The following is a 16,235-nucleotide window of genomic DNA, read 5'->3' on the forward strand; positions in this document are numbered from 1 at the left end:
ATAGCCTGTCAGAGAGATAAGGGTATAAAATGAGCATTGAAATTAAAGCACCTACTTTTCCAGAATCTGTAGCCGACGGAACCGTTGCTACTTGGTACAAGCAGCCAGGCGAAGCCTGTGCACGTGATGAGCACATCGTAGACATCGAGACAGATAAAGTTGTCTTGGAAGTCGTTGCACCTGCTGATGGTGTATTAAAGGAAGTTTTGAAAGCAGAAGGTGACGTTGTCCTTAGTGATGAAGTCTTAGCTGTATTTGAATCTGGCGCAGCAGCTTCTGCTGCACCAGCGGAAAAAGCAGCGGCACCTGCTGCTGCGGCTCCAGCGGCAGCGCAAGAGTCTGTACAAATTAAAGCTCCAACTTTCCCAGAATCTGTTGCAGAAGGTTCTGTTGCTGCTTGGCACAAACAGCCAGGTGAAGCATGTACTCGTGACGAACATATTGTTGATATCGAGACAGATAAAGTTGTACTTGAAGTCGTTGCACCTGCAGATGGTGTGATTGGCGATATTTTGAAAGCGGAAGGCGACACTGTTTTAAGTGATGAAGTGTTAGCAAACTTCCTAGTAGGCGCATCTGGTGCGGCGGCAGCGCCAGAAGCTGCAGCACCTGCCAGCGCTGCAGAAGAAAGTGACGAAGATGGTGTTGCTGGTCCTGCTGCTCGTAAAGCCTTGGCAGAAGCTGGTTTAACAGCAGCCCAAGTAAAAGGCACTGGTAAAGGCGGCCGCATCACGAAAGAAGATGTTGATGCTGCAGTAAAAGCGAAACCAGCTGCTGCTCCAGCAGCAAAAGCAGCTGCGCCAGCAGCGGCGATGCCAGCCTTGGGTGCAGATGGTCGTGTTGAAAAACGCGTACCAATGACTCGTCTACGTGCGACGATTGCGAAGCGTCTTGTTGAAGCGCAACAAACAGCAGCTATGTTAACAACGTACAACGAAGTTAATATGGGACCAATCATGGAGATCCGTAAGAAATACAAAGATCAATTCATGAAGACTCACAATGGCACTAAGCTTGGTTTCATGTCTTTCTTTGTAAAAGCTGCGACAGAAGCGTTGAAACGTTTCCCAGCGGTTAACGCTTCAATCGATGGCAATGACATGGTTTATCATGGTTACCAAGATATTGGTGTTGCTGTTTCTACTGACCGTGGTTTGATGGTTCCAGTATTGCGTAACACAGAAGCAATGGGCTTAGCTGATATTGAATCAACTATCATGGACTTTGCACTTCGTGGTCGTGATGGCAAATTGGGTATGGATGACATGCAAGGCGGTACTTTCACTATTACTAATGGTGGTACTTTTGGTTCTTTGATGTCGACTCCTATCATCAACCCGCCTCAAACAGCAATCTTGGGTATGCATAAAATCCAAGAACGTCCAATGGCTGTAAATGGTCAGGTTGTTATCCAGCCTATGATGTACTTAGCACTTTCTTATGACCACCGTATGATCGATGGTAAAGAAGCTGTGCAGTTCTTGGTAACAATTAAAGACTTGCTAGAAGATCCAGCACGTCTGTTGCTTGAGATCTAAGTGCTTGAAATTTGAGTATTCGTACCAATAATTAGGTATGAATTGATCCTGTAGCGATGTTTAAACAAAACATCGCTCAGTTTGACTGAAAAATATGGAACTTCTTATGTCTGATAAATTTGATGTTGTTGTAATTGGTGGTGGCCCTGGTGGTTATGTCGCTGCAATTCGTGCTGCTCAGCTAGGTTTGAAAACAGCATGTATTGAAAAATGGTTAGACAAAAATAACAAGCCTCGTTTAGGCGGTACTTGTTTGAATGTTGGCTGTATCCCATCTAAAGCTTTGTTGGATTCTTCTCACAAATATCATGATGCTAAAGAAGCTTACGGCGTACATGGTATTTCTGTAGGCGACGTTGCGATGAACGTTGACACAATGGTTGATCGTAAAGATAAAATCGTTGACCAACTAACAAGTGGTATCACTGGTCTTTTCAAAGCGAATGGCGTTACTAGCCTTGAAGGTTTTGGTAAAGTTCTAGCCAACAAAAAAGTTGAATTCACAGCGCACGATGGAACAGTTACTGTTATCGATGCTGAGAATGTGATTTTGGCAACAGGTTCTGTTCCTGTGAACATTCCACCTGCACCACGCACTGGTGACATCATCGTTGATAACGAAGGTGCATTGGATTTCCGTGAAGTGCCTAAGCGTCTTGGCGTAATCGGTGCTGGTGTTATCGGTCTAGAACTTGGTTCTGTATGGTCGCGTCTTGGTTCAGAAGTTGTTGTGCTTGAAGCACAAGACTCTTTCCTAAGTGTTTGTGACCAAGACATTGCTAAAGAAGCAGCGAAAATCTTCAAGAAGCAGCACCTAGATGTGCGTTTGGGCGCTCGTGTAACGGGTAGCCAAATTAACGGCGAAGAAGTTGAAGTGACTTACCTTGATGCTAAAGGTGAAGAGCAGAAGCAAACTTTCGACAAACTTATTGTTGCAGTTGGCCGTAAGCCATTCACTCAAGGTTGTTTCTCTGACGATTCAGGCGTTAAGCTTGACGAGCGTGGCTTCGTATTCGTTGACGAGCAATGCCGTACTTCTGTACCAGGTGTTTACGCGATCGGTGATATCGTTCGTGGTCCAATGTTGGCACACAAAGCATCTGAAGAAGGTGTGATGGTTGCAGATATCATTGCTGGCCATAAAGCACAAATGAACTACGACTGCATTCCTTCTGTTATTTACACACACCCAGAACTAGCTTGGGTTGGTAAGAGTGAACAGGAACTTAAAGCGGAAGGCGTTAAATACAAAGTGGGTAAATTCCCATTTGCTGCATCTGGTCGTGCTATGGCTGCTAACGATACAGATGGTTTTGTTAAAATCATCGCGTGTGAAGAAACAGATCGTATTTTAGGTTGCCATATCATTGGTGGTCATGCGGCTGACTTGATCGCACAAGCGGTTATTGCTATGGAATTCGGTTCTACAGCAGAAGATATTGCTTTGACAGTATTTGCTCACCCAACAGTAAGTGAAGCAGTACACGAAGCAGCGTTAGCAGTAGATGGCCACGCTATCCATATTGCAAACCGTAAAAAGCGTTAATAGAAATTTAGATTTGCCGGCTTAAAGCCGGCAATTTCTGTCTTAACAGGCAGAGCTTATGTCAATCATTCAGATGAGCGGAAGAATCAAATGAACCTACATGAATATCAGGCTAAACAGCTTTTTGCTGAATACGGCCTGCCAGTATCTACAGGGTACGCAGTAGACACGCCTGAAGCGGCGGTGGAAGCAGCGAAAAAAATTGGTGGTGACAAGTGGGTTGTTAAAGCTCAGGTTCACGCAGGTGGTCGCGGTAAAGCGGGCGGTGTGAAACTTGTTGATTCTTATGAAGAAGTAGCAGCATTTACAGAAAACTGGTTAGGTAAGAACTTGGTTACTTACCAAACAGACGAAAATGGTCAGCCAGTTGCTAAGATTCTTGTTGAATCTTGCACTGACATCGCGAACGAATTGTACCTAGGTGCCGTTGTTGACCGTTCAACTCGCAAAGTTGTTTTCATGGCGTCTACAGAAGGCGGTGTTGAAATCGAGAAAGTTGCTGAAGAAACTCCAGAGTTAATTCACAAAGCGATCATCGATCCTTTGGTTGGTGCTCAGCCTTACCAAGCTCGTGAAATGGCATTTAAAATGGGTCTTAACCCAGCTCAAATCAAGCAGTTCACTAAGATCTTCCTTGGTTTGTCTCAAATGTTCCACGACTACGATTTCGCACTTCTAGAAATCAACCCATTGGTTATCACTGATGAAGGTAACCTTCACTGTCTAGACGGCAAAATCAACATCGACAGCAACGCTGTATACCGTCAGAAGAAAATGCAAGAGTTCCACGATCCATCTCAAGAAGATGAGCGTGAAGCGCATGCTGCACAGTGGGAGCTTAACTACGTAGCTCTTGATGGTAACGTAGGTTGCATGGTAAACGGTGCCGGCCTAGCAATGGGTACAATGGACATCGTAAACATTCACGGTGGCAAGCCAGCTAACTTCCTAGACGTTGGTGGTGGTGCGACTAAAGAGCGTGTTGCGGAAGCATTCAAAATCATCCTATCTGATGACAATGTTAAAGCCGTATTGGTTAACATTTTCGGTGGTATCGTTCGTTGTGACATGATCGCTGAAGGTATCATCGGTGCCGTTGAGCAAGTAGGTGTTAACGTACCTGTTGTTGTTCGTCTTGAAGGTACAAATGCTGAACTAGGTCGTGAAGTTCTTGCGAAATCTGACCTAGATATTATTGCTGCAGCAAGCTTGAAAGACGCCGCTGAGCAAGTTGTTAAAGCTGCGGAGGGCAAATAATAATGTCTGTCTTAATCAACAAAGATACTAAAGTAATCTGTCAGGGTTTCACTGGTGGACAAGGTACTTTCCATTCTGAGCAAGCGATTGCATACGGAACAAAAATGGTTGGTGGTGTTACTCCTGGTAAAGGTGGTCAAACTCACCTAGGTCTTCCTGTATTCAACACAGTGAAAGAAGCAGTAGAAGAAACAGGCGCTGAGGCATCTGTTATCTACGTTCCAGCACCTTTCGTTAAAGACTCTATCCTAGAAGCAGCGAACGCTGGTATCAAACTAATCGTTTGTATCACTGAAGGTGTCCCAACACTAGACATGCTTGACTGTAAAGTTGCATGTGACGCTCTTGACGTTCGTCTAATTGGTCCTAACTGCCCAGGTGTTATCACACCAGGTGAATGTAAGATTGGTATCATGCCAGGTCACATCCACTTACCAGGTAAAGTAGGTATCGTATCTCGTTCAGGTACTTTGACTTATGAAGCGGTTAAGCAAACAACTGATGCTGGCTTCGGTCAATCGACTTGTGTCGGTATTGGTGGTGACCCAATCCCAGGCACTAACTTCATCGACGTATTGGAAATGTTCCAAAACGATCCTCAGACTGAAGCGATTGTTATGATCGGTGAAATCGGTGGTACTGCGGAAGAAGAAGCGGCTGCTTACATCAAAGCAAACGTGACTAAGCCTGTTGTTTCTTACATTGCGGGTGTTACTGCTCCTGCTGGTAAGCGTATGGGTCACGCTGGTGCAATCATCTCTGGTGGTAAAGGTACAGCTGATGAGAAATTTGCAGCTCTAGAAGATGCGGGCGTGAAAACAGTTCGTTCTTTGGCTGACATCGGTGCTGGTCTTAAAGAAATCACTGGCTGGTAAGTCGTTTTAAATAAACGCTTATTAATAGCCAATAAAATCCCTGCTTCGGCGGGGATTTTTTTTGCATGAAAGATACAGTTTTCTAAGTGAGTAAATATGAACTGTCCGTTTTGCCATATAGATAATCGTTGTTCTGTCAGTGAAGAGGGGCCTTGTTGGTGTTTTACAATGGCAATTCCAAATGGCATGCTTGAACTCTTGTCAGATCAAGATAACGGTAAAAACTGTGTTTGTCAGGATTGCATCGAGCTTTACAACGATGATTTTGACAAGTTCAGTCGTCTTTATCATGTATATCTGAACTCAGTGATAAGCAACGACAATTAAGGAAGGAAGGGCAATAAAGGTGTCGAGCGCATCAAAAAATAACTCTAAGTATGATATTGCTGTAATTGGAGCAGGTATTGTTGGTCTATCGACTGCTTGGCAATTATTACAGCGTTACCCAGACTACCGTATTGTAGTGATTGAGAAAGAAGACGATGTTGGCTTACATCAGACTGGTCATAATTCTGGTGTTATACATGCGGGTGTTTATTATGCGCCAGGTAGTTTAAAAGCTGACTTTTGCCAAAGAGGAGCAACTGCAACTAAAGCTTTTTGCCAAGAACATGATATCGATTTTAATGAGTGTGGTAAGTTGTTGGTCGCAACAAATGATGTTGAATATGAGCGTATGAATGCTTTGTTCGAGCGGTGCCAAGAAAATGATTTAGAAGTACATAAACTGGATCAAACACAATTAAAAGAAAGAGAGCCTAACGTAAAAGGTCTAGGAGCTTTATTTGTTCCATCTACAGGCATTGTTAATTATCGTGAGATTTGCCAGAAGTTAGCCGAAATTTTCATTCAAAAAGGCGGAGAAATTCGACTTAGTAGCCAAGTGGTAGGGCTTGTGGAAACTCATGAACAAGTGATTATTACATTGAGCAGTGATGTCATTAGCTCATCCTATCTTGTTAGTTGTGGTGGGCTAATGGCTGATAGGTTAACCAAGATGTTAAATATCCCGACAGACTTTCAAATCATTCCCTTTCGTGGCGAATATTATCGGCTGCCAGCCAAACATAATTAAATTGTAAACCATCTGATTTATCCAATTCCAGATCCAGATTTACCTTTTTTAGGTGTTCATCTTACTCGTATGATTGACGGCTCCGTTACTGTTGGCCCAAATGCGGTGCAGGGATGGAAGCGAGAAGGCTATGGCTCAGTAAATATTAGTCTACAAGACATAGTTGAAATGATGCGCTTCTTAGGTTTTTGGAGGCTGCTCAAAAAATATTGGCGGACGGGGCTAATTGAAACCAAAAACTCTTGGTATAAGCCTGGCTACCTGGCTCAAGTTAGAAAGTATTGCGACCAAATTAGTTTGGATGACTTACAGGCTTATCCAGCTGGAATAAGGGCTCAAGCAGTTCTCCGTGATGGAACTTTAGTACACGATTTCCTATTTGCTCAAAGCTCAAGAAGCTTACACGTTTGTAATGCACCTTCACCAGCGGCGACCAGTGCTTTTCCTATTGGTGAGCATATCGTGCAAAAATTAGAGCAACAGATAACATTGAAATAAAAAGAAAAAGGAGCCGTTTTAGGCTCCTTTTAGGTCTACATTTTTAAATTTAGAAAGTGTAGTTAGCTGTTAGCATAAAGTTGCGTGATTCACCGTAGAAGTTGAAGTTTTCTTCGCCACCAACGCGAGAGTAATATTTTTCATCTAAAATATTATTAATATTCAAAGTGACTTTTAAATTATCATTAACTTGCTTGATAACGGCTGTATTTAAGACAGTATAACCAGGAGCAGTGACCGCATCATCAGTAGAAGAGAAGCTACTTACTGATGTGACACCAGCACCGATGGACATTTCGTTTAGGATGTTGTTAGCTGAGTCACCAAAGTTATATTTTGTCCAAGCATTGAAAGTATGACGAGGCATTAGATAGAAGTATACGTTCTCTCCACCGCTTAAGATTTCTGTATCCATATAGCTATAACCTAGAATGGCGTCCCAAGAACCAAATTGACCACTTAATTCAGCTTCAAAGCCACGAACTCGAACACTGCCAGTGCCCTCATATGCTCTATCACCATCGCTGTCATATGGACGGTTTTCATCAGTCAATTGATAAACAGTTAAACGGCTATTTAATAGTCCGCCAGCATAAGTACCTTTTACGCCTAATTCAAACTGTTCACCTTCCCTAGGGTCGATAATATCGCCATCTTCAAATGTATTTGTTTGTGGCTTGAAGACTTCAGAGTAGCTAGCATAAAGAGCTTGGGAATTTGTCACATCATATACTGCACCAGCATATGGTGTGAAATGGGATCCAGATGAGCTAACTTCTGTGTCACTAGCATTGTTGTAGCTGCTAATTTCATAGTGGCTAAGACGAGCACCTGTAATTAAGGCAAGGTCCTGTATTGGTCTAAATGTGACTTTACCGTATACAGCTTGCTCTTGTTCTGAAGTGTCGGTATCACCTGATCTGAAGGCTGTTGTAAACATGGATTGTGTTAGTGAGGAGGTATCAAAGTCGTAGATATTCCAACTACCAGTGGTTGTATTTATTTCATAATCAGTGTGGTTGTCTTCTTGCTTGTGGTCAAAGCCGACAATGTACTCACTAACATTTCCCATTGCTGCGAATGGTTTGCTATAGCTTGCATCAAAGGCAAAAGATTGCTCATCTGTTTCACCTTCAAAGTTAGCGAAATTGTCAACATCACCATTGCTATCAGCAGCATTGTTCGTGTAAGCATAGTTCCAATCAGATGAGCTATCGGAGAAACGAGCTGCAATACGACCTCGGCCGCCGTTATTGAATTGGCGAGTTAGATCAGCAAAAAGGTTTGTTGATTCTGAATTAAAATCATTCCAATCACCACCAAGGAAGGTTGAGCTATCTAAGTCAAGAAGATTGCCATCGCTGTCCGTAGGAACACCGTTGTTTGGTGTGATGTCTTTAGTTTGATTTAGTAGGCCAAGAGATAAAACAGTGTTTTCATCTAGGTCCATTTCTACGGTGGCATAGACACTTTGGCTAATGTTGTCATTACCATCTATTTGGCTAGAAGCATCACTTTGATCAATGACTAAGCGACCGCGTACACTTCCGTCTTCATTTAGAGCGCCAGAGACATCTGCTTGTGCTTTATAGCGCCCCCAACTACCTACGCCCGCAGTAATAGATGCTTGAGTCTCTTCTGTTGCACGTTTACGTACTAAGTTGATGATGCCGCCCATTTCACTGGTGCTGCTGAATAGACCTGAAGGACCACGCATAATTTCCACTCGGTCAAAAGCACTTAAAGAAGGTAGTGTGCCTTGTCGGCTACCAACAGGTGCCGTTAATCCGTCTATTAATAAGTCATCGTATTCGTAACCACGAGAAAAAATTGAAGAGCGACCGCTGTCATTAGCCAGAGTAACTAATCCTGGCGTTGTTTTAGTTATTTCATCAAGATACACCGCGCCACGGTCTTCAATATAGTCATTCGTTAAGACAGTGATAGACTGCGGAATGTCTTTTAGGGTTGCTGGTGTTTTTGTACCGACGCTAACGGCATCAACATTGTAGCCAGTCAATTCTTCACTAGACGCCGCATCATATAGAGCGTTACCTTCAACGGTAAGCGTTTCCAAAGACGTTGCATTTGATACTTCTTCCGCTAGCAGAGTCTTAGGGAAAGGAGCCAATATAAGTGCAATGGATGCAATTTTTAGTGACTTTACTAGGATATCTTTCGTGCCTTGTTGAGCTGGCATTGTTTGACGATCTTGCATTTTTAGCCTCAATCATGTTTCAACGAAGAAATTCTCATTTATATATCGAAATGCAAATGAGAATAAATTGTATTTAATGTATCTGGAGCGTATTATTCCACAAACTTTATGTAAAGTTCTTATGCACTTTAATCAATCTTTTATGAGAACCGCTCAAATGTGAGGTGAAAATGTGTTTTTTCGTCAAACATGCAAATATTAGTTTCATTATTAGGGGTCGCTATCATTTATGGAAAATTTAGACTTGGAACATAACGCCAGATTTCTAAAGCGTTACAAACTAAACGTTACTAAAGAAGAGCTTGAAAACGCTTCTAAGTCAGCCCGTCATCCTTCTGCTTTAATGGACGGGATGATGATGACTGAAAAGCTAAAGTCTGGGATGACGTTTCATATGGTAGATGCGAAGGCTCTGCATGAGTTTGGATTTGAGGCGGAATTTGCTCCTAACTTTAAAATTGCCTTGTTGTTTGCTGGCGATATGCGTTTTCAATTTGGGCAAAAAAAGAAGTACATGGAAGAGCGAAAAAAAGTCGCTAAAGTAATGAATTTCAGTGAAGTAGAGACTTGTGCATTAAGCGCAAGAGCAGAAGAGCATAGATCCGCTCTTTATCTTTCTGTTGAGCCGAATTGGTTTGAACAAAATGGCATTGAATCTCCTGAAATGAAGCAGAAGTTAAGCCAGCATCTTGCACTAAAAGATTGGACTTTACCTAATGTCTTATGGTTGCAGGGACAGCAACTACTTAATCAGCACGATCAAAGCTATGTCAGCCGCATGGCGAGAGAAGGTTTTTCTTTGTCATTAATGTCTTCTTGGCTTGAAACATTAGATCAAAAAGAGTCAGCTCACTTAAAACCTGAAAGTCGTCGTATGAATCAATTTAAGGAGCTTATGAACAGTGATGAAGTGCTAACCATGAGCCTAGGTGAAATTAGTAATTACCTTGGTATGAGCTCTGCCACTTTACAACGCTATGCTCATGAGCACTTGAACATGAGTCTGACGCAATATCTTAGAAAGCGCCGATTGGACTTAGCAAAGTTCGCTTTACATCAAGACGGTGTGTCTATTATCGAAGCGGCTTTATTGGCGGGATACAATCATTCAAGTAATTTCACGACGGCTTTTAAACGCCAATTTGGTGTTTCGCCTGCGGAATCCCATCGATTAATCGTATAAGTAGGCTGTTTTTCTTTAGTCTTGTGAAAGCATTATGAAAAAAGAATGCTTTCATCTATTTTACCTGTGGGTTTCAAGATAAAGTAAATACACTTTATGACCTGCGAGGAAAATACGATGGCACATACGAACGCTCTTCTTGGGACTCGCTCTATACTGAACCTGTCAATGTTGAAGCGCAGCCTTGTGGTTGCTTTAATCTCGACTCAAATCACAGCTTGCGGGACTTTGCTTTATCCTGAGCGAAGAGGGCAAACGACTGGTCAAATAGATGTCGGTGTTGCCGCTTTAAACGCTGTGGGGTTGTTGTTCTTTTTCGTGCCTGGTGTTGTTGCATTTGGAGTTGATTTTATAACAGGGGCAATTTATCTACCCAGTGGCGGTGTGGCCAAGCTAACTCAAGATGAGCTTGAAGCTGTTCGAAAAAGCTCAAATGAGATCGATATAAATAAACTAAAAACCGTTATGGCGCAAAGAACGGATATATCACTTCCTAAAAACGCTTATACGGAAACATGGCAAGCTTCTTCCATGAATTCTCCTCGTGATCTACAAACGGCATTGTATTTATCTAAAGAGCAAATTGCTTTTAAATAAAGTGAAATACGAATCTTAGTTATAAATGATATCCTGATAATCAAATCAGGGAATAATTGCATTTTCTTTTTATGATGAAAGACATATAAATATTGTTTTTCATCATTTAATCTCTTATCTCTCGTTCGACTCTTGTATACAATTATCTAGTATCTATAAAAATTTAAAGCGTTTAATAAATTAAACCTTTTAAATGATTCAATGCCTTTAAATAGATGGAATAACCATGAATTATAAAAATAAAATTGTTCGTTTTACTTCAAATCGTGTTTGGCGTACTTACACTGGCGGCAAAATTTTAGATCAACTAGAGCAGAAAGCAGATCCTCAAGATTCGCATTTCCCTGAAGATTGGATAGGCTCAACGACGCAAGCTGTGAACTCTGGTAGAGAAGAGGTTGTTGAGGGGATTTCTCATGCGATTGTTGGTGAGGAAAATGCTCGTTTCGATGAGTTATTAGCGTTAGATCCTAACTACTTTTTAGGTGAACAACATACCAAAGCATTCGATGTCAATCCGATGTTACTGGTTAAGTTTTTAGACTCTTCAGTGCGGTTACATTTTCAAGCCCATCCTACGGCTGAGTTCGCTCGAGAACATCTTAATAGTAATCATGGTAAAGCAGAAGGTTATTATATTTTGGACGTTCGTGATGGAACAGAGCCTTATGTTTATGTTGGATTTCAACATCCACCTTCCCGTGACGCCTTCAAAGAAATGATAGAGACTCAGAACATAAGCGCCATGGAAGAGTGCTTTGAGAAGGTCGCTGTGAAGCCTGGTGATTGCTTATTTATTCCAGGTGGTTCACCTCATGCGATTGGTGAAGGTATTTTGATGGTTGAAATCATGGAGCCTTCAGATTGGGCGGTTCGTTTTGAATTTACTAAAGCGGGTTACATCATGCCTGAGGAAGCACGTTTCATGAAGCGTGATCTTGAATTCTGCATGGATGTTTTTGATTTCACTCAGCTTTCCGTTGAAGAGGCGATTGATAAGTTCTATCAAAAGCCAAAAGTCGAGCGTCATTATTCAGAAAGCTCTTTTCAAGAAAGTCTCATTGATGGAAAAGTGACGGATAAATTCAGAGTGAAAAAATCCACTATTACAGGAAGTGTAGATAAATCCGAGGACGACTTTTACATAGGTATTGTGGTATCTGCTGAATGTCAGCTTAAAATTGGTGACGAGGTGACTCATCTTAAAAAGCTTGACCGATTCTTCTGCCCAGCTGGTGTTGAAGTAGTTAATATCACAGCCGAATCTACAGTAGAAATTTTAGAGTGCTATCCTCCGCAAGTTTGATGAAATAAATGGCAGAGCTCTTACTTAGAGCTTTGCCATTATTGAGCAGTAAGTTTGGATTAACATGATGAGTTTTCTGAAATAAAGGCGTGATGAACATATTCATCACGCCTTTATTTGTCTATGGGGTTTGCTTATTTGTGTTAGTTAAACGAATTTGGCATCAGTTTACCAGGAAGCCATAACGCTATTTCTGGGAAGATGATGACCAGCAACAATATAAGCAACATAGGAAGCAGGATGATAGCTACTTGCTTCAATACGCTGATGACATTCATTCCACCAATGGACGCTGAGATCAGAAGGCAGAGACCATAGGGCGGCGTAACCAGTCCAAAAGCTAATGAAATAATACCTATAATTGCAAAAACAATCGGAGAGATATCTGCTTGTAATGCCACTGGTAATAAAACTGTTCCTAAAATAATGATTGTAGGAATGGCATCAATGAATAAACCAAAGAATAGAAATAAGAAGGCAATCACCAAAGCGGTTCCAAAACTGCTCAGATTCATATCTGTGATTAATTCAATGATCAGACGTGGCACATTGTAATAAGCCAACAACCAACCAAAGATAGAAGCAGTACCAATTGCAAAAAGCGAAATGGATGCGAAGCGGCCCGTGTCATATAAAATCACACCGACTTCCCGAGGCGTTACGGTTCTATATACAACCATACCTAAAAACAAAGAGTAAGCTGCGGCAATAATGGCACTTTCTGTTGGTGTTACGATACCAGCAACAATACCGAAAATAACAAAAACAGGTGTGAGCATAGCCAGTGCGGCACCTTTAAAAGCTTTTATTGCTGAAGAGAAAGTCGGCTTCATTGCAATAGGGTAGTTATACACTTTGGCGAAACCATATACTGTCGCCATTAATGCACAACCAATCATTAACCCAGGCACTGCGCCCGCTAGAAATAGAGCGCCTACTGATACTTGCATGACGCCACCCCAAACAATCATCAAAATGCTTGGTGGAATAATAACGCCCATAACGGAAGAGCAAGCTGTGATGGCTATGGCAAAGCGTCGATCGTAGCCTTCCTTTATCATAGCTGGGATTAGAATCTTGCCACAGCCAGCAGCATCAGCAGTAGATGAGCCAGAAATACCAGCGAATAGCATTGAAACTGCCACGTTAACATGACCTAAACCACCAGGCATCCAACCAGTTAGCACCCTTGCTAGATCAATTAGCCTATCGGTTATTTTCCCTGAATTCATCAAGTTGGCAGCCAATAAAAAGAAGGGCACAGCCAGTAAAATAAAGGAGTTATACGACTGAAACATACGGTCGATAATGATAAATGGCGTTAATCGAATATCGAGCGCCACAACGGGGATAGTTGCCAAACCCAATGCAAATGCAACAGGAACACGCAATATAACCAAAAGAATAAAGCCGCCTACTAATAAAGAGCAAGCGAGTCCAGTAGTAAGGATCATAGTGTAGCCCTTTTAGTAGAGAGATATTGAGTAAACGCTTCGTATAGACGGTATAAACAGAACACAGCCCATAATAATCCCGCGATTGGAATGGTGATGTGGGTCACAATCAAGTTGGCGTTCATCATTACTGAATGCTGGATTAAGCCAAATTTCGCATATTCAATACCGTACCAAGCGAATAGGGCGCCAAAGAGACCCACAAGGAGTAGAACCAATGCCTTTTGGAAGAATAAAAGTAGCGGATTCGCACTTTCAGGAATGACTTGAACATCAAAATGCGCACCATCCCAAACGGCAACAACAGAACCTATCATGACAATCCATACAAAGATGAATGTAGCGAGTTCTTCAGTCCAAAGATAAACAGGAATAATACCCGTGTAACGAGCAATAACTTGCATGGCGACAGGGATAATCAAGGCACCGACTAAGACCGCTAACAGTACCCGCAAAAGGTTACATAGCGATTCTAAACTGCGTTTAATCATAAAAAAGCCTTTAAGATAAATTATGTCTAACTATAAAACATCCCTAAGGCCAACCTCGGCCTCAGGGCTGTTAAACCAGAAAGTAACGCGATTGATTACTTGCTACGAATTGCTTCAAGTAATTCTGTTGCGCCAATGCTTGCTGCAAATTTATCTTGTACAGGTTTAACCATGACTAGCAATTTCTCACGGTTGGCAAATTCAGATACTTTGATCTGACCTGCATCTGCCATTTGCTTAAGTTTGATTGCGTCTTCACGGGACTCAAGTTCACGACCGTATGCACCGGCTTCTTTGCCTGCTTTTTTGATAGCAGCTTGAAGGTCAGCAGGTAATTTACGGAAGCTTTTACCACTAAATACGATAGGACGTACTGTGATGGTATGAGCTGTTTTTGTTACATGTGGTGCTACTTCATAGAACTTAAGGTTTTGGATACTTGCGGCTTCATTTTCAAGACCGCTCACTACGCCAGTTTGAATCGCGTTATAAACTTCGTTATAAGCAATTGCAGAAGGTGCTGCGCCGATTGCATTAAAGATCTGGGCCTGAATCGGAGCACCCATTACACGCATTTTATGACCAGAAAGCTCTTCAAAGTTGCTGACTTTTTTACTAGAAATTAGGTTGCGAGTACCACCGCCAGCATAACCAACAATCACTATGTCTGCTTTATCTGACAGTTCTTGTTCAAGAGGAGAAAGAATATTGCTGGATAAAACCGCATTCCAATGATCGAGATTACGGAACAAGAATGGCATATCCATAAGAGGAATAGAGGGTGCGAAGCGAGCCATATTGGATGGGGCTAAGATGGTGTAGTCGATAGCAACACCTTGATTCAAAAAAGTCACATAATCTTTTTCAACACCAAACTCACCGTTCAAACGCAAATCAAAGTCAACGTCACCTTTGTAATACTGGTTTACAAGGTCACCGAATTTAACCATGGTTTTTGTGAAGGTGTGATTGTCATCGAACATGCTGGCACCACGAAGTGTTACCGCATTTACAGGAGCGATTAGTGCTGCGAATGTAGCACCAACCAAAGTAGCTTTCATGATTTTTTTAACATTAAATTTCATCATTTTCTTATCCTTATTATTATGATTGTGTTTTAAAGTAACAATTGTCATGCAATAGCACTTAAACACTCAAATTTACTATATTGAAAACGAATCATACTGTTTATGTATGACTTTATATATTTGTCTAATATATTTTCCTCTTATTTTATATGTTTTTAATGGTTATCTATTTACTTGAAAATAATTAACATATTGAAAATTCTTTCATTTTTGTTAATTATAATTTTCAAACAGTATGATCGACTATTTGAAACTAAATATAATTATTTTATATTTTTATCTGAACGGGATTAGAGCTAAATAAATAACCATCAAAATTTGGTGATTGGTGTTCAGATAATAGTAATAAGGTATCTTTTACATTTTCTAAATGTCGCCACATGGCATTGCGTGCCGCTTCAGGCTTCTTTTGTTGAATAGCTAATAAAATGTCTTCGTGATCCACAAGCCATTGTTTTCTGTATGTTTGGTCTATTATATGGCGGTGTAATTGTTTCCACATGGGGCTTTTTTCACGTCTTTCCCAGAGACTTTCCACCAAATCGACCAACACACTGTTTTGAGTCGCTTCGGCAATCGCGAGGTGGAAAAGCTTATCTGCATCATGATTATTATCTGGTACTTCGATACTTTGTTTTTCTAGCTCTAATGCGTCACGCATTTTTATAATGTCTTTCTTGGTTGCTTGTGTTGCTGCAAATTCAGCCACATGGCTCTCAAGTAGCTGCCTTGCTTGCATCATTTCAAAAGGCCCAACATCATCTTTATCTACAGAAGATTCAAACTCTTTTTCTGGCAAATTTTCTGTTGGTTGTTTGATTAAATAGATACCACTGCCTTTTCTAACTTCAACAAGCCCCATTAGTTCTAGCATGATTAAAGCTTCTCGCACGACTGCGCGACTTACACCTAAGCTTTCTGCAATATCTCGTTCAGGAGGCAGCCTGTCGCCAACACTAAAACGGCTATCGCTCAGTTCTTCGTATAGTTTCAATCCAATTTCTTGGTATAGGCGTTTTGGCTTAGTAAATGTCTCTATCATTAATCTAAATCTGCTTATTGGCTCATCTGAGCATTTGGTATGAGTGTTAATCTAAAGGCATAACAAA

General features: G+C 41.4%; 13 protein-coding genes and 1 pseudogene. 9 read left to right on the forward strand and 5 right to left on the reverse strand.

Annotated elements, in window-relative coordinates:
• The first annotated feature begins 29 nt into the window (after positions 1–29).
• From odhB to lhgO, 6 genes and pseudogenes are all read left to right on the forward strand, one after another.
• The gene (gene odhB, locus AC0L46_RS14480; RefSeq protein ID WP_473504580.1) at positions 30–1,538 is read left to right on the forward strand and encodes a 2-oxoglutarate dehydrogenase complex dihydrolipoyllysine-residue succinyltransferase; all 1,509 of its coding nucleotides are present in this window, start codon (positions 30–32) and stop codon (positions 1,536–1,538) included.
• A 106-nt stretch (positions 1,539–1,644) separates the two neighbouring features.
• Complete coding sequence (lpdA, locus tag AC0L46_RS14485; protein ID WP_473504582.1) at positions 1,645–3,084, forward strand: dihydrolipoyl dehydrogenase; 1,440 nt, start codon at positions 1,645–1,647, stop codon at positions 3,082–3,084.
• A 90-nt stretch (positions 3,085–3,174) separates the two neighbouring features.
• Complete coding sequence (sucC, locus tag AC0L46_RS14490) at positions 3,175–4,341, forward strand: ADP-forming succinate--CoA ligase subunit beta (protein ID WP_317003466.1); 1,167 nt, start codon at positions 3,175–3,177, stop codon at positions 4,339–4,341.
• Positions 4,342–4,343: 2 nt separating this feature from the next.
• Positions 4,344–5,216 (forward strand): succinate--CoA ligase subunit alpha, encoded by an 873-nt coding sequence (gene sucD, locus AC0L46_RS14495; RefSeq protein ID WP_414680064.1) that lies wholly within the window; start codon positions 4,344–4,346, stop codon positions 5,214–5,216.
• A 96-nt stretch (positions 5,217–5,312) separates the two neighbouring features.
• Positions 5,313–5,543 (forward strand): cysteine-rich CWC family protein, encoded by a 231-nt coding sequence (locus AC0L46_RS14500; RefSeq protein ID WP_473504584.1) that lies wholly within the window; start codon positions 5,313–5,315, stop codon positions 5,541–5,543.
• A gap of 19 nt (positions 5,544–5,562) precedes the next feature.
• A pseudogene (gene lhgO / locus AC0L46_RS14505) lies at positions 5,563–6,789 on the forward strand (L-2-hydroxyglutarate oxidase).
• Positions 6,790–6,838: 49 nt separating this feature from the next.
• On the opposite strand, the gene AC0L46_RS14510 reads toward lhgO, so the two are convergent.
• Entirely contained in the window at positions 6,839–9,007 is a 2,169-nt protein-coding gene (locus AC0L46_RS14510; RefSeq protein ID WP_473504586.1) for a TonB-dependent siderophore receptor, read from the reverse strand.
• A gap of 229 nt (positions 9,008–9,236) precedes the next feature.
• Here AC0L46_RS14510 and AC0L46_RS14515 point away from each other — a divergent pair, with 229 nt between their 5' ends.
• The 3 genes from AC0L46_RS14515 (at position 9,237) to AC0L46_RS14525 (ending at position 12,093) form a co-directional block, all read left to right on the forward strand.
• Positions 9,237–10,190 carry a helix-turn-helix transcriptional regulator gene (locus AC0L46_RS14515; RefSeq protein WP_473504588.1) on the forward strand — a complete coding sequence of 318 codons (954 nt, stop codon included), beginning with the start codon at positions 9,237–9,239 and terminating at the stop codon, positions 10,188–10,190.
• Between the two features lie 117 nt (positions 10,191–10,307).
• On the forward strand, positions 10,308–10,787 hold the full coding sequence (locus AC0L46_RS14520; protein ID WP_473504590.1) for a hypothetical protein: 480 nt from the start codon (positions 10,308–10,310) through the stop codon (positions 10,785–10,787).
• A gap of 226 nt (positions 10,788–11,013) precedes the next feature.
• A complete protein-coding gene (locus AC0L46_RS14525; protein ID WP_473504592.1) occupies positions 11,014–12,093 on the forward strand; it encodes a class I mannose-6-phosphate isomerase in 1,080 nt (359 codons plus the stop codon).
• Positions 12,094–12,236: 143 nt separating this feature from the next.
• Here AC0L46_RS14525 and AC0L46_RS14530 read toward each other — a convergent pair whose 3' ends face one another.
• The 4 genes from AC0L46_RS14530 to AC0L46_RS14545 all read right to left on the reverse strand — a co-directional run bounded on the left by AC0L46_RS14530 (position 12,237) and on the right by AC0L46_RS14545 (position 16,168).
• Positions 12,237–13,547 (reverse strand): TRAP transporter large permease, encoded by a 1,311-nt coding sequence (locus tag AC0L46_RS14530; protein WP_473496738.1) that lies wholly within the window; start codon positions 13,545–13,547, stop codon positions 12,237–12,239.
• Positions 13,544–14,038, reverse strand: coding sequence for a TRAP transporter small permease (locus AC0L46_RS14535; RefSeq protein ID WP_473504594.1), 495 nt, complete (start codon positions 14,036–14,038; stop codon positions 13,544–13,546). Before AC0L46_RS14535 ends, AC0L46_RS14530 begins: the two co-directional genes overlap by 4 nt.
• A 95-nt stretch (positions 14,039–14,133) precedes the next feature.
• On the reverse strand, positions 14,134–15,126 hold the full coding sequence (locus AC0L46_RS14540; RefSeq protein WP_473504596.1) for a TRAP transporter substrate-binding protein: 993 nt from the start codon (positions 15,124–15,126) through the stop codon (positions 14,134–14,136).
• Between the two features lie 268 nt (positions 15,127–15,394).
• Positions 15,395–16,168 (reverse strand): FCD domain-containing protein, encoded by a 774-nt coding sequence (locus AC0L46_RS14545; protein ID WP_473504598.1) that lies wholly within the window; start codon positions 16,166–16,168, stop codon positions 15,395–15,397.
• Positions 16,169–16,235: the final 67 nt, after the last annotated feature.

It is taken from the genome of Marinomonas sp. 15G6-16 (assembly GCF_055809555.1).

Coding starts and splice junctions, on each gene's coding strand:
- odhB (WP_473504580.1), top strand. CDS start 30: ATGAGCATTGAAATTAAAGCACCTACTTTTCCAGAATCTGTAGCCGAC.
- lpdA (WP_473504582.1), top strand. CDS start 1,645: ATGTCTGATAAATTTGATGTTGTTGTAATTGGTGGTGGCCCTGGTGGT.
- sucC (WP_317003466.1), top strand. CDS start 3,175: ATGAACCTACATGAATATCAGGCTAAACAGCTTTTTGCTGAATACGGC.
- sucD (WP_414680064.1), top strand. CDS start 4,344: ATGTCTGTCTTAATCAACAAAGATACTAAAGTAATCTGTCAGGGTTTC.
- AC0L46_RS14500 (WP_473504584.1), top strand. CDS start 5,313: ATGAACTGTCCGTTTTGCCATATAGATAATCGTTGTTCTGTCAGTGAA.
- AC0L46_RS14510 (WP_473504586.1), bottom strand. CDS start 9,007: ATGCAAGATCGTCAAACAATGCCAGCTCAACAAGGCACGAAAGATATC.
- AC0L46_RS14515 (WP_473504588.1), top strand. CDS start 9,237: ATGGAAAATTTAGACTTGGAACATAACGCCAGATTTCTAAAGCGTTAC.
- AC0L46_RS14520 (WP_473504590.1), top strand. CDS start 10,308: ATGGCACATACGAACGCTCTTCTTGGGACTCGCTCTATACTGAACCTG.
- AC0L46_RS14525 (WP_473504592.1), top strand. CDS start 11,014: ATGAATTATAAAAATAAAATTGTTCGTTTTACTTCAAATCGTGTTTGG.
- AC0L46_RS14530 (WP_473496738.1), bottom strand. CDS start 13,547: ATGATCCTTACTACTGGACTCGCTTGCTCTTTATTAGTAGGCGGCTTT.
- AC0L46_RS14535 (WP_473504594.1), bottom strand. CDS start 14,038: ATGATTAAACGCAGTTTAGAATCGCTATGTAACCTTTTGCGGGTACTG.
- AC0L46_RS14540 (WP_473504596.1), bottom strand. CDS start 15,126: ATGATGAAATTTAATGTTAAAAAAATCATGAAAGCTACTTTGGTTGGT.
- AC0L46_RS14545 (WP_473504598.1), bottom strand. CDS start 16,168: ATGATAGAGACATTTACTAAGCCAAAACGCCTATACCAAGAAATTGGA.